At 63.4% G+C, this 13,321-nt stretch carries 15 protein-coding genes; 3 read left to right on the forward strand and 12 right to left on the reverse strand.

All coding sequences use genetic code 11. The features are described 5' to 3' along the window. Positions 1–507: 507 nt before the first annotated feature. The 3 genes from AOZ07_RS15245 to AOZ07_RS15255 are packed head-to-tail and all read right to left on the reverse strand — an operon-like array spanning position 508 to position 3,189. Positions 508–1,176, reverse strand: coding sequence for a GOLPH3/VPS74 family protein (locus tag AOZ07_RS15245; RefSeq protein WP_060702761.1), 669 nt, complete (start codon positions 1,174–1,176; stop codon positions 508–510). Between the two features lie 53 nt (positions 1,177–1,229). Continuing rightward, entirely contained in the window at positions 1,230–2,387 is a 1,158-nt protein-coding gene (locus AOZ07_RS15250; protein ID WP_060702762.1) for a hypothetical protein, read from the reverse strand. A 52-nt stretch (positions 2,388–2,439) separates the two neighbouring features. After that, a complete protein-coding gene (locus AOZ07_RS15255; protein ID WP_060702763.1) occupies positions 2,440–3,189 on the reverse strand; it encodes a sulfite exporter TauE/SafE family protein in 750 nt (249 codons plus the stop codon). 101 nt (positions 3,190–3,290) lie between these two features. Between AOZ07_RS15255 and AOZ07_RS15260 the strand changes: the two genes are divergently transcribed. Further along, on the forward strand, positions 3,291–4,463 hold the full coding sequence (locus AOZ07_RS15260; protein ID WP_060702764.1) for an FAD-dependent oxidoreductase: 1,173 nt from the start codon (positions 3,291–3,293) through the stop codon (positions 4,461–4,463). Between the two features lie 9 nt (positions 4,464–4,472). Here the strand turns inward: AOZ07_RS15260 and AOZ07_RS15265 are convergent, their stop codons facing one another. Further along, a complete protein-coding gene (locus tag AOZ07_RS15265; protein WP_236995203.1) occupies positions 4,473–5,495 on the reverse strand; it encodes an agmatine deiminase family protein in 1,023 nt (340 codons plus the stop codon). Then, entirely contained in the window at positions 5,488–6,468 is a 981-nt protein-coding gene (locus AOZ07_RS15270; RefSeq protein ID WP_060702765.1) for a nitrilase-related carbon-nitrogen hydrolase, read from the reverse strand. Before AOZ07_RS15270 ends, AOZ07_RS15265 begins: the two co-directional genes overlap by 8 nt. Before the next feature lie 144 nt (positions 6,469–6,612). On the opposite strand from AOZ07_RS15270, the gene AOZ07_RS15275 reads away from it, so the two are divergent. Then, complete coding sequence (locus AOZ07_RS15275) at positions 6,613–7,236, forward strand: TetR/AcrR family transcriptional regulator (protein ID WP_060702766.1); 624 nt, start codon at positions 6,613–6,615, stop codon at positions 7,234–7,236. Here the strand turns inward: AOZ07_RS15275 and AOZ07_RS15280 are convergent. From AOZ07_RS15280 to glsA, 7 genes are all read right to left on the reverse strand, one after another. Then, on the reverse strand, positions 7,233–8,354 hold the full coding sequence (locus AOZ07_RS15280) for a signal peptidase I (protein ID WP_060702767.1): 1,122 nt from the start codon (positions 8,352–8,354) through the stop codon (positions 7,233–7,235). The two genes, AOZ07_RS15275 and AOZ07_RS15280, sit on opposite strands and share 4 nt — an antisense overlap. 1 nt (position 8,355) lies before the next feature. Further along, positions 8,356–8,931 (reverse strand): hypothetical protein, encoded by a 576-nt coding sequence (locus AOZ07_RS15285; protein ID WP_060702768.1) that lies wholly within the window; start codon positions 8,929–8,931, stop codon positions 8,356–8,358. Beyond that, positions 8,928–9,551, reverse strand: coding sequence for a hypothetical protein (locus tag AOZ07_RS15290; RefSeq protein ID WP_194943692.1), 624 nt, complete (start codon positions 9,549–9,551; stop codon positions 8,928–8,930). The genes AOZ07_RS15285 and AOZ07_RS15290 overlap by 4 nt, the downstream gene beginning before the upstream one ends. After that, on the reverse strand, positions 9,548–10,114 hold the full coding sequence (locus AOZ07_RS15295; RefSeq protein ID WP_060702770.1) for a signal peptidase I: 567 nt from the start codon (positions 10,112–10,114) through the stop codon (positions 9,548–9,550). The genes AOZ07_RS15290 and AOZ07_RS15295 overlap by 4 nt, the downstream gene beginning before the upstream one ends. Further along, on the reverse strand, positions 10,111–10,686 hold the full coding sequence (locus tag AOZ07_RS15300; protein WP_146276537.1) for a hypothetical protein: 576 nt from the start codon (positions 10,684–10,686) through the stop codon (positions 10,111–10,113). The genes AOZ07_RS15295 and AOZ07_RS15300 overlap by 4 nt, the downstream gene beginning before the upstream one ends. Positions 10,687–10,711: 25 nt before the next feature. Next, a complete protein-coding gene (locus AOZ07_RS15305) occupies positions 10,712–11,266 on the reverse strand; it encodes an alternate-type signal peptide domain-containing protein (protein ID WP_186467954.1) in 555 nt (184 codons plus the stop codon). Between the two features lie 337 nt (positions 11,267–11,603). Beyond that, positions 11,604–12,632, reverse strand: a complete 1,029-nt coding sequence (gene glsA, locus AOZ07_RS15310; RefSeq protein ID WP_060702773.1) for a glutaminase A — start codon at positions 12,630–12,632, stop codon at positions 11,604–11,606. A gap of 231 nt (positions 12,633–12,863) precedes the next feature. Between glsA and AOZ07_RS15315 the strand changes: the two genes are divergently transcribed. Further along, positions 12,864–13,286, forward strand: a complete 423-nt coding sequence (locus tag AOZ07_RS15315; protein WP_075972515.1) for an acyl-CoA thioesterase — start codon at positions 12,864–12,866, stop codon at positions 13,284–13,286. Positions 13,287–13,321 lie beyond the last annotated feature (35 nt).

A 13,321-nucleotide genomic window follows, 5' to 3' on the forward strand; every position in this document is an offset into this window, starting at 1 on the left:
ACCCAGACAGGTCATCAATATTTACTTGGCGCTCTGCACTCCGCTCGACGCAGTGAGGCAACCTGGAACCACCGCTGGCCAGCGCAAAAGCCCTGCGGCGCGAAGGGCACGCCATTCGCGATGGCCAAACACCGCTAGGCATCCGAAAAGAATCCAGCTTGTTATCTCCTCGCAATACCCGCACGCGCCCTTCGACCCCGCGCCGCGACCAGCAGAGCGCGCTGAAAATGATGATTCGTGCGATCGATCCAGATCACCGGAAAACACGAAGAGGCGACCGGGTCCAAGGCATCACTGCACCTGCCGGAGGGGATCCGTCGGATCATCCGTGACGGCCAGTTCTGCCCCGGCGGCTGGCGAAGACCTCATAGCCATCTGTTCGGGTCGCGGACTCTTTGTCCCCGGCCTTCCTTGTCCAGCAACTCGGTGGCCTGCCCTGCACTCACTACCGCGCCACAGGACAGGCAGCCATGAATGGCGGATCGACCGGCTCCTGAGCTTGATCAGCTAGAAGTAGCTGGATTTTGAGGCTGTCGGAATTACGCGTTCACTGGTGATAATGACGTTCATCGTTGCGACGGCCCGCTGCACAGAATCAGCCGCCGGGGTGTCCTGGGCGATCTCGGCAATGCGTTCTCGCGCCTGGGGTTCGCTCATGGAGGATAGCTCTTCGGCCAGGACCTGGCGTGTTTTGCCCGTGGCTTGCAGAATGCACAACACCGCAGAGTCGCTGACGCCAGCCGTCTTCTCCCCGTGGATTTCGGCGGCAAGGTCGTTGCGGATCTGGCGCTCGATTTGGTCATTGAGCACATGAACGCGCTCCTTGCCCAACCCGAGCATGCTCCGCGCGCCGTATTCGACGATGCCTTGCCTGGCCAAAGAATCAGTCACCCGCCGGACATTACACAGCGAAGGGATTTTCACTGCTTCGCCAAGAGTGGTGACTGCCTTTTTCTCCAGCTTTTCCAGCGGAGCGGCCAATACCGGATCAGGGCAGGGACCGGCTCCGATGAACTGGATCCGGGAATCGGGGTCCTTGCTGAAAGCGATCCGGCCGGCAATCATCAGGTCCGAGAGCACCGCGGCGTTCATCCCGTATCCCGCAGCTGACATGACTGCTTCTGGCTTGTGGCGGTTGTCGGCCATCAGCAAGTAGAGCTTTTCTGAGATCAACATGCCTACAGGCTACCGATTCCACCCCGGTCGCGTCCTCAGTCTTTTGACGGATATTAGGATTTGGCCGGCAGCTGGGATTCTTCGGCGAGCCGTGCCTGATTCCGTTCTTCGCCATCGCGCGTCATGGCGGCAGTGGTTCGGATGAATACCGAAATCCACGAGAACATGATGGCCACGACAGACAGCTCGAAACCGGTCAGGTTGTAGTAGGACCAGTCGTGCCACAGGATGAAGGCCGCCCACACGGCTGCCACCGCGGCAATGGACATCATGTGGAAGACGGCAGGGTACCCCGGAAGCAATACTGCGGTGCCCGCCAGAAGGATGATCATGGCCACCGAGGCCATTTGGACAAAGCCAGAATGCACCTGCGTCGATACATTCACCGGCACCATCCCGATGCCGACAATTGCGGTGGCCACCACCACCAGGCACCAGCGCACAATCCTCGGGCGCGGCCGAAGCCTTCTGGCCAACCGGTATCTGCGCAACGCGGGCCGGCAACGGTAGGTCCGGGAGAGCAGCACCAGATCGCGGGTGAGGAACTCGGTGAAGGCCGCCAGCACCAGCCCGGAAATAATCAGCGTCAGGTTGAAGGTCCAAAATGATCCGTGGCCAGCTTGCGCGGTGCCCAGGAACGAAAACATGCTGCGCCACCAGCCCTGGTCTTCGGCCAGCAGCATGCTGATCAGCACCCCTGCCGCCATGAAGATCCCCAGCACCACCGACAAGGTTTCCGCGCTGGTGCGCGCGGTGGCAACCAAGCACAAATAGGCGGTCAGGCCCGTCACCGCGCTGACCGCCAATCCGCCAGCCAGGACATCAAGGCGCAGGCCGAGGAAGGCTTGCTGGAAGAGGTGGAAGAGCACCAGGATGATCATCACCGAGCTGGCTGCATGCACCAGGATCAGGCCTATGGCAGTGATCAGCTGGCGCCATGCCGGGATGCGGCGCAGCCAGGGTTCGCGGTGCCTGAGGATGAAGCGGAATGCATAGGCGCTGCTGGATGCCGCCGCGGTCGCCCCGCAGATCGCGGAAACCAGCCCCACCGACCAGCGCCCGAAGAGCGCGGGGCGTTCGCCGGCGAAAAAGATGAGTCCGGCGGCAAGCCCGAAAATGGAGCAGATCAGCCCCGCCCAGAGCGCGCGGCGCTCAATGTCGAGTTCGGTGATTCGGCGGCGGGCGGTGGCATCGGGATACTGGTATGGCACGCACCCATTCTCCCACTAGCTGTAGCAAAGCTGTATCGGCTTGCGCCCGGGTTCAGTGGCCTAAGAGCGCGATGATGCCTTCGGCCATCAGGCTGATGGCTCCGCCAAAGGCGATCAGCACCACGAAGGCCCGGCTGTATTTGGCCGGGATTTTTGGTGCCAGATAGTTCCCCAGCAGGATTCCTACGAGCATGGCGCCGAAACAGGCCACCCACTGGGTCCAATGAAGGTGCGGCAACCCGCCCTTGGCCAGCAGGGAGGTGCTGGAGAGCACCAGGAAATACAGCTGAACGGAGATCGCGAACTTCGCCTGCGGCCACCGGCTGGCCACGGCGTATCCGGCGATGGCCGGGCCGGAGACCCCTGCGGTCACCGACATGAAACCGGAAATGGCGCCGGCCCCAATGGCCATGGGTTTGCCCTGGGCTGCCGGAAGGTTGCGGATCAGGAAGCTGGAGACCAGCGCGAGGATCACCATGACCGCGATGCCGATGGACAGCCACGGGCCGTCCACGCGGGCGGCGACCCACGCGCCGGGAATGGTCATGAGCATCGCCGGAACCAGGAGCAGCGCCACTTTCTTGTACTCCACCTGGCGGAAGACCTGGAGGAAAATCAGCAGGCTGCTGCAGGCGCCCAGCAGGTTGACCAGCGTAATTCCCGCGTGCGGACCGAGCACGATGACCAGAAAGGGCGAGGCCACCAGCGCGAAGCCCATCCCGGAGATGCGCTGGGTGGAAGCTCCGACGAATACCGCTGCCGCCAGCGAGATCACTGCCGCCAGTTGCACGCTCTGCTCCACGCCGCCTCCACATCCTTGTTGTTCCCCAACTATTACGTTAGTGCACGCGCAATGCGTCCGTTGACCTGACGGCGGCCTGGCCAAGGATCTAGGCTGGAAAAGTGAGCAACGACGTAGAATTCCTGATCATTGGCGGCGGAGCGATGGGCAGCGCGACCGCCCTGTCCCTGGCGCAACGCGGGCACGAGGTGCTGCTGCTGGAGCGCTTTGAGCCCGGGCACCTGAACGGCGCTTCGCATGGAACCACCCGGAATTTCAATCCCGCCTACGGTCGGCCTGAGTACCTGCGCCTGCTGCAGCGGTCGAACACCCTGTGGGATGAGATCTCCGCGCAGGCCGGCACCCGGCTGCTGCACCGCACCGGGCTGGTGAACCACGGCATCGTGGCCGAACAGCGCCAGATGCACGAAGTTCTGGCTGGAGCCGGATTTGCCAGCGAACTGCTGGGCATCGACGAGGCCGAGGCGCGCTTTGGCGGGCTGAAATTTGAAACCGAGGTCCTGCACATCCCCTCCGGCGGGCAGATCAACGCCGATGCAACGCTGGTCGCCTTGCAGGAATTGGCGGCCCAGGCCGGCGCGGACATCAGGCATTCGCACCGGGTCACCGGCATCGAGGTCCTCGACGAGGGGCAGGCGGCGGTGCAGGTCTCCAGCGCCGCGGGCGAAGAGACCCTGCACGCCCGCCAAGTGGTTCTCACCGCCGGGGCCTGGACCCAGCAGCTGCTGGGCACCGGTTCGCTTCCGGCGATCCACGTCACCGAAGAGCATCCGGTGCACTTTGCGCTGCGCGGGGAGCCGGGCAATTTCCCGGGCTTCAACCACATCCTCGATGGCAGCAGGGATATCGGGTCCCCGGTGTTCGGCCCGGTCTACGGCATGCATACCCCCGGGCAGGGCATCAAGGCCGGCTGGCACGGTTCGGGGCGCGTGGTGGATCCCGAGCACCGCCCGCACCAGGTGCTCGCGGAGCAGACCCGCGCCCTGCAGCGCTATGCCGAGAAGTGGCTGCCGGGCGTGGACCCGGACGACTTCGAGCCGGTTTCCTGCACCTACGCCAATACCGAAGACGAGCACTTCATCCTGGACAAGCTCGGCCCCATCACCATCGGCGCGGGGTTCAGCGGCCACGGCTTCAAATTCGTTCCGGCCATTGGCGAATACCTTGCCGATCTGGCCCTGGGAACCCGGGGCGCCGAGGCATTATTTGCGGCCTCCGGGCCCGCGCGTGCGCCATTGTTCCTGGAACGCCGGCGCACGCTGGGCCTGGCCTAGCCCGGCGGCCTAGTCGCGCGGCAGCTGCTGGGTGATGCAGTGGATGCCGCCGCCCCGGGCGAACAGCTCGCGCGCATCCACGCTGAGCACTTGGCGCCCCGGGTAGGCCTCGGCCAGGATCCGCGCGGCCTGCTGGTCGTTCGGATCGTCAAAGGCGCAGGCGATCACCCCGCCATTGGTGACCAGGTGGTTGATGTACGAGTAATCCACCCAGCCCTCGTCATCGCGCAGCACGCTCGGGGCAGGCACGGCGATGAGCTCGAGCTGGCGGCCCTGCGCGTCGGTGGATTCCGCCAGGCGCTGGCGGACCTCTTGGGAGATCAGGTAGTCCGGGTGCTGCGGGTTTTGCTGGTCGTGATAGAGCACCACGCCGGGGGCGGCGAAGCAGGCCACAATGTCCACGTGCCCGCGGGTGCCGAACTCCTCGTTGTCCCGGGTCAGCCCGCGGTCCAGCCAGATGACCTTGGAGACCCCGAGCTGCCGGGCGAATTCCGCCTCGATGCCAGCCTCGGTGGCGTTCGGGTTGCGCCCCGGATCCAGTTGCACGCTGCGGGTGGCGAGCATAGTGCCCTCGCCGTCCACGTGGATGCCGCCGCCCTCGTTGGTGATCGATGCCTGCACGCGGGTGATGCCCTCAAGGCCAGCCACCGCGGCGGCGATCTTCGAGTCCTTGCCCCAGGCGGCCCAGGACTGGGCGCCCCAGCCGTTGAAGTTCCAGTCGATGGCCGACAACGTGCCTTCCTCGTCGCGCACGAACGTCGGGCCGATATCGCGCATCCAGGCGTCGTCGAGCTCATGGATCGCGTAGTCGACGGTGTCGCCCAGGTGGCGGCGGGCGTCCACCTCGGCCGACGGGTCGACCACCATGGTCACCGGGGTGAAGGCCGCCACCGCGCGGGCCACGTTGGCCCAAGTGGTGCGGGCCGCCTCGGCCTCTTCTTCGGTGTCCCCCAGGGTGTAGCCGCTGGAGGGAAAGGCCATGTAGATGCGCTGATGCGCCTCGGTTTCAGCAGGCATGAAGAGCTTAGGCATGTGCGCCTTCCTCCTGCTCGCCCAGGGCCGAGTCGTTGCGCTGCCGGGTCATCGCGCCGTAGGTCTCGGGGCGGCGGGTTCGCAGGAACGGGAAGAGCGTGAGCCAGTCGCGGCGGGCGTCCAGGTCCAAGGCCGCCACCAGCACCGCGGATTCATCGCGCGGGGCGCGGGCCAGGATGCGCCCGTAGGGATCGGAGATGAAGGAGGAGCCGTAGAATTCCAAGGCGCCCTCATTGCCCCAGCGGTTGGGCACCACCATGAACAGGCCGTTGGCGATGCCGTTGCCGATGATGGTCTGGCGCCACAGCGGCTCGGTATCGAAGTCCGGATGGTCAGGCTCGGAGCCGATGGCGGTGGGGTAGGCCAGCAGGTCGGCTCCGGCCAGCGAGTAGATGCGCGGCGGTTCGCTGAACCACTCGTCCCAGCAGGTGGGCAGGCCCATGGCCAGATCGCCCAGCTCGGGCACGCGGTGCACCGGGTAGGGATCCTCGTTGGGTCCTTCGCGGAAGTACTTGTCCTCGTAGTAGCCGGCGGTGCGCGGAATGTGCAGCTTGTTGGTGGCGGCAGCCAGCTCCCCCGCAGGAGAAACGATGATGGCGGTGTTCAGGCCCAGCCCATCGCTTCCAGGTGCAGTGCGGAACAAGGAAATGTGCACGTGGATCTGGTAGGCGGCGGCCATCTTCTTGGCGAAGCCGAAGGTCCTGCCGGTCATCAGATCCTCGGCGGTGGCATCGGCCGCCCCGGCCTCGGGGACTTCGAAGGCTGGGTACTTGCTCAGCGTCAGTTCGGGCAGGAAGACGATTTTTGCGCCGTGCTTGGCCGCGGACTTGATGCCTTCTTCCAGCTCGGCTTCGGTGTCGGCGGGGTTTTCATGCCAGCGGTGCTGGACCAGCGCCACCCTCAGCATGCCGCGCTGGGCATCGTCGACGCGTGCCGGGGAGACTGGCGGATTCAGGGACAGGATTTCTTGCATGGTTCACCTTCACGGTATTAAACGAATGTGATTCGTTTTTTAGAATAGATGCTTCGCGGCAGCCAAATCAAGAGTTTTAACGAATGACTTTCGTTTATTTTGTGTATGCTCAAGTCAAGAACATTCGACGCGACCGGAGAACACATGGCAAGGCCTTCCACACCCAAGCTCAGCACCAACGCCATTGCCGACGCCGCGCTCGGGCTCGTCGATGCCCGCGGCGAATTCACCCTTCCGCAGCTGGCCAAGGAACTCTCGGTTTCCGCCTCCTCCCTCTACAACCACGTCCAGGGAAAGGGAGAAATCATCGAGCTGATGCGCGGGCGGGCCATGGCGGAAATCGAGCTGCCGGACTTGGGCCAGGTCAGCTGGCAAGAAGCCGTGAGGGCTATCGCGATGGAATACTGGGCTTCCTATTCCAAGCACCCACGCCTGATCCCGCTGCTGACCAGCCATACGGTCCGGGACAGCACCACGCTGCGCGTCTACGATGCGCTGGCCGAAGCATTGGCGCTGGCCGGAATCGAGCCTGGGCGGCGCCTGCAGGCCATCACCATCATCGACTCCTTCGTCCTGGGTTCCGCCCTGGATGCGGCCGCACCGAAAATCGTGTGGGAAGCGAGTGCCGAGTCATCAAGCTATTTCAAAGAGGCGCTGGACGCCGGCTTAGCGGATAGCAACCGCCCGAAAGCCACCTTTGAGCTCGGGCTGGATATGCTTCTTGGCGCCTTGGGACGCCAGGCCACAGCCGACAGCGACGGAGCCTAGGAACAGGTAAAGTACCGGGCGAGCAGCAGCCCCGGGTGGTAGACGATGTTTCTCGTGGGTGCTGTCCCCACCGGTGAAACCCACCCGATATTGCTGCCGTTTTCACTCACCGCATTGCCATCGGTGGTGTAGACGACCAGCAGTTTCAGTTCCATGGACCGGGACCCGCCCGAGGTGACCAGCCCCAGCAGATTCAGCCCTGGTCCATAGGCCGCTGTTGTCGCACCGGCCGCCAGATTCGTATAGGCATAGGTCGAAGGACCCGTGTGCAGCCTCAGCACCAGCCTGGCTCCGGGAGGAATCTGCTGCGCGGGCCAGGAGATATTGGCCGTGGTCAGCAAAACACCGGATTCGGTGCAGGCCAGCGGCCCGGTGGCCGGTGCCACCGTGCCCGCAGTGAGGGCCGATGACGCATTAGCGGTTCCGGTGAAGGCGGCCTGGGTCAGCTCGGCCTTGGGGCCGTGCACCGCAAAAGCGGCGAGCAAGGCCACCACGGCCAGCCCTGCAGCTAACCGGGGCCATCGGCCAGTTCCCGGCTCAGGCCGGGGCCGTTCTCCTTCATCCTGCTGCATCTTTGCTCGCCGCATCGGCGGCGCTCCCGTTCCGCCGGCACCGTCCTTGGCACTGTCTATGCCGCGGAAGGCGATGAAGAGCAAATAAGCGCACAACAGGCCTCCGAGGGCGTAGGCCCAGGGCTGGCTGAGCCAGGAAACGGCGTAGCCCAGCCCGGGAACGCTCACCAGCAACCGATCCACCTGGTCCACCTGGTACGCCTGCACATCGGGCACGGGGTTGGCATCCCCCTTGAGCACCAATCCGCCGGGAACCTTCTCAACCACGCGATGGGTAATGCGCTGGTTCCCGCTGTTGACCACCGATACCACGTCGCCCACGACGACCGATTGAACACTTGCAGGAACGGCCAGGCCCAGGGATCCGGTGGGAATGCCCGGAGACATGGAGCCCGAGGCGAAAACCAGCGGCTTGATTCCAAACACCAAGGCCAGCACCGCCATGGCCAGGCACAGCGTGCCCAGGACAGCGCAGGTGTTCAGCAGGATCTTCTGGAAGGGCGTCAGCGAGGACGCCCGTTCAGATCGGGTTCGATTCGCCGGCATCTCAGGACCCCACGGTCGAGGTGAAGGCCAGGGCCACCGTCGTGGACGCTGCCTGCAGGGCATTCGCCGCATTCACCGGCAACGAGTATTGCACGCACAGCGTTTCGCTGCCGCCAGAAGCCAAGGTCCTTGAATCCGAGGCACTGCCGAACTGGGAGCCGGCAGCCTTCGTCATCAGCGTGGTCCCGCCCGAGCAGGTGACGCTGGAGCCGCTTCCGCTGATAGTGGCACCGGTTTTCACCACGATAGCCAGTCCCGCGCCCAAGGTTCCTGATCCCGATTCAGTGATTTTTCCCTGGAAGACATAGGGCGCGGAGATGGAGCCGGTGTTCTTGACGGTCACCACCGAGGCCGAACTGGACCCCGGGAAGAGGCTGTTGCCGGTGATGGGCATCTGGTAGCTGGCCGAGGTGGCGGTGCCCGCGGTGGCTCCAACCCCCAGTGACACGGTTGCCGTGCTGATGCTCGAGGTGGCGGTCGCTTCCCCGGTCCATGAAGCCAGGGTCGAGACAGCGCCAAATCCCACGAGGATGCCCAAGGACAATACCGCCTTGATGCGCAGTGAACGTTCGCTCATCGTTGTGCCCCGTCCCTTTCCTGTTCCCGTCGATTTGCACCCCGGGATGCAGCCAGCACCGCGCCCCCGAGCGCCAGCATGCCGGCCGCCGCCCACAGCACGGCACCGCTGAATCCGGTCTCCGGTAGATCAATTTCCTGCTCCGGGCCCGAAGAATCCGGGCCTCCGTCCTCCCGGGCCGATTCCACGGCATCCACGCGCACCTGCAATTCCGGCACCAGCTGGTCCTTGGAGCCATTGGATGCCGACCACGGCAGTCCGACCCTCAATTCGACTTCCCGTGTTCCCTCGGGTTCCAGCTTGAATGCCGAAGCTCCAGTAGTTGCGAAATAGATCCCGGTTGGCTCAGCTGGCGCGAGGGCGTGGACGCTGACTTCTACGTCCCTGTCCCGATCATTTCTGATCCACAGGGATTTGGCGACTTCATCGCCGGGCACCAGCTCGTGGCCCCCGGCAAAGATCGGCGGAGGGTTCTGGGCGTAGCTGCGCCCATCCAGGCTGTAGCTCAGCCCGCGATCTGCTTCGGTACCAGCCGCCGCCGGCACGGCCAGGCCAAAGACAAGGCAGGGAAGAGCGGCAATGGCGCCCACGGCGATTTTGAGCCGGTCCCTATCCATCACTGTCCCTTCCTTTGCCGCTCGCGCCAAGCACTCGCGAACATCACCACTGAATACACCATCAGCCCGCCCGCGACAGCCCACGTCAGCCAGGTCCGCTGCTGCCCGGTCAGGGCGCTGTTGACGAAACCGAGCATTGGCAGCGAATACCAGAGCTTGCCCCGGATCTGCTCGGGCCGCACCGGCTGGTCATCGACATTATTGGCATCCCCGCGGAAGACAAAGCGCTGGTCGCCTGCAAGGCTGGTTCCGATGCCGGCCACCCGGTGGGTGACGACTTCGGGCTCCCCCGATACCAATTGGTAGGTCGCCACGTCGCCGATGCGCAGCAGCTCGGGATCAATGGGCTTGACCACCACCAGGGTTCCGGGTGGAAACTGCGGCCTCATCGATCCGGTCAGCACGGTATACGCCTTCGCCCCGCCCAATTTCGGGACCACGATCATCACGGCGATCAGGGCCAGCACGATGAACAGCAGCAGCCAGGAGAACACCTGCCCGGCCCACCACAAGATTCCCGTTCGTTCTCGCAGATCCCTGCGGCGCACCACGTGTCCAGCGGTCATCGTTGCTGGCCTGCAAACTTCAAGGCCAGTTCCACCCTGCCGCCAGCGGCCGATTGCGCCGCCCCGGAAGGAACCGAAACACGCACGCACAAGCTCTCGCTCTCTGGCACCGGCTCGGCACCCAGCACCCTGGCGCTTGCAAAACTTGCCGCAGAGCCCAAGGGCCCCGCATACAGTGCCTCGCCGGCCAATGGCTGGTCCGCTTCGCAGGCCGCCGGGTCCATGCCGGCATAGACGCTCAGCCGCAAAGCGCCAGCCAGCGCCTGGTCGGCGCTGCTTGGCGAGGCAGCCGAATTAACCGCCCCATTGAGCTGGTACGACAGGTCAACCGTGCCCGCGTTGCTGATCTGCAGCGGCGCCTGGGTGAACGATCCGGGGATCAGCTCGCTGCCTGCCAACTCCAGGAACTGGTACTTTGCTTCGCCACCGGCCAGCAAGGCCAGCGATCCGCTGGTCAACGCCGGCGGATCCACGGTGCTTTCGGCACGCCAATTGGCGGCTGTGCCCTGCGCGCTGACTCCCAGCAGCAAAAGCACAGCCGCGCATATGGCAAACTTCAAGGGTTTGGGCATGCACCGGCCGATCCACACGCCATGGCTAGGCGCGAACCTGGTCCAAGGTCAGGGTCAGCGCTTCAAGGTCGAGAACCTGGTCATAGGTCGAAGGCGGGGTGTCTCCGACGGTCCCTTCGGCGAAGGTAACGGTGATCAGGAATGGCACCGAGTACGTTCCCGGTTCGGCAAAGGTCAGTGTTCCGTCGGTTTCCTCGGTGATCCCCGGAGCCGAAGCATCAACCTGCAGGGCGACCGTCACATACCCTTCCAGCGCGCCTAGGGCGGTGTCCAGCTGGTCAACGCTCAGCGAACCGGCGATGTTCTTGCCTTCGGCATCGATGGTGGCCGTCTGGCTGAATGAAACCACATCGCCTGGAACCAGTTGCTGGGTTGCCGGGTCGAAAGGCTCCGGCGCCTCTGGGTTGCTGATATCTTGCCAGACGCCGGCTCCCCCGGTGGTCAAATTCAGGTGGCCCGTTTCGACGGTGCCCGCATCGATGGTCTGCTGTGCCTGCCAGCGCGCTACCGTGCCGGCTCCGCCGAGAAGCAGCGCGCCAGCGGCCACAGCCGCGATGGTTGCCTTGGTTACTTTCTTCATGAAATACGCTTCCTCAAAGTCCACGTGCCGCCGATGGCACATACTTCAAGTAAAGCCTATTTAGTAAATTTTTCAACCCCTTAATTACCCATGTCCTTCGCTGGCGGAACGCAATACGGCAGGACCGCCCATTCGGCCGCCTGACACCAATGGCACGGAAGTTGCCATTCGCCAAAGATGCCCAGTTGACTAGGCGTTTTAAGTCGCCATGGCAATACTGGGCATCACAGTTGGGCGATGTTCGACAAGTGGTTGAATTTGCCATACATCTGTCCAGATAAGTCTAGCTAGTTGGCAGAACTTCCCGCATCGCGAAGGAGTTCGACCATCGGCTGAATTAGCCTCGCCGGTCCGGAGCCGAGGCAAAAAGGTTCAGCCCCATGGCGCGCGAAAGCGCTCCGATGGCAAGCTGCGCCCGCACCGAGTTCCCGGCCATGTCCAGCGGTGGCGAAAACGCGCCAATGGCGCCCTTGCCCGGGGCCACCGCGACGATGCCACCCGAGACCCCCGATTTCGCCGGAATGCCAATCTCGAAGAGCCATTCCCCGGAGCGTTCATACAGGCCATTCGAGGCCACCGTGGCCAAGGTGTCGCGGCAAACGTCCGCGTCGACTACGCGCTGTCCGGTGACCGGGTTGACTCCTCCATCGGCAAGGGTGGCGCCCATGACCGCCAGATCGTGGGCGGTGATGTTCAGCGAGCACTGCTTGGTGTAGACATCAACAGCCTCGGACGGATCATTCTCCAGCCGTCCGTAGCTCTTGAGCAGGTGCCCCAAGGCCCTATTGCGCTCATTGGCCAGCGACTCGGAATGATAGACCTCGTCATCCAGGCTCAACGGGCGGCCGGCAAAGGCCGAGAGCCCCTCGCGAACGTTTTCCCACTTCTTGGCGGCAGTCCGCCCTGGCATCATCGACGTCGTGGCAATGGCACCGGCATTAACCATGGGATTCATCGGCAGTCCATTGTTCAGCTCCACGGCCATCACCGAATTGAAGGACATGCCGGTGTTGTTCACGCCGATGCGCTCGCGCACCAGCTCGCGGCCATGCTCCTGGACCACCAGTGCGTAGACGAACATCTTGGAGATGGATTGGATCGAGAACGGGTGGGAGCAATCGCCCACGGCATGCACCGAACCGCCCACGTGGGACATGGCAATGCCAAATAGCCCGGGGTCCGCTTGGCCAAGCACGGGGATGTAATGGGCCAAGAGTCCGTCATCTGCGTCCGCGTAGCGCTCATGCGCTTCCTTCAGCAGGGCATCGATGCGGTCATGCTCCAGCTCGCCGGTGGAAACCTGCTGAACCACGTCATCGAAGTCGGTAGGAATAGTTTCATTATTCCCTTCCGAGGGGTAGGTCATTTTCACCTGCCTTTCTTAATGGCCTTGTTGATTCGCGCTCTGTGACTTGACCTTATCAACAGCGCACGCGGTTGGCACCCGCGAGCCACGCAGCGAGAACACCAGGTGCGGATCCTGCCTTCCATGCCCCGGGGACTGAAGTAAATCCCCGCGGCGGACCATATGTGTTTTCACCTACACTGTGCATCAACTAACAGCGCAAAGCGGCCCGGCTGGCTTAGCATTTTGAGCATGGCTAAGGGTATTACTTTTCATACGCGCAAGTGGGTTCGCCCAGAAGATCTGAATGCAAACGGGACGCTGTTCGGCGGCAGCCTGTTGCGCTGGATCGATGAAGAAGCTGCGATCTACTCCATCATCCAGCTGGGCAACAAGCACGTTGTCACCAAGTTCATGTCCGAAATCAACTTCATCGCCTCGGCAAAAGAAGGCGATTTGATCGAAATGGGCCTGACTGCCATCGACTTTGGCCGGACTTCAATCTCGCTGCGCGCAGAAGTGCGCAACATCTTCACCCAGGAATCGATTCTCACCATCGAGAAGATCGTCTTCGTGAACATCGGCGAGGACGGCACGCCTCAGCCGCACGGCTACGACCACATCACCTACACCCGTGACCGCATTCCGCTGGAAATCACCAAGGCGCTCGTTTAGGCTTCCTCAACTTTTGCCCTAAGCCCATACTGCAT

Source organism: Glutamicibacter halophytocola, assembly GCF_001302565.1.
Taxonomy (GTDB): Bacteria; Actinomycetota; Actinomycetes; order Actinomycetales; family Micrococcaceae; genus Glutamicibacter; species Glutamicibacter halophytocola.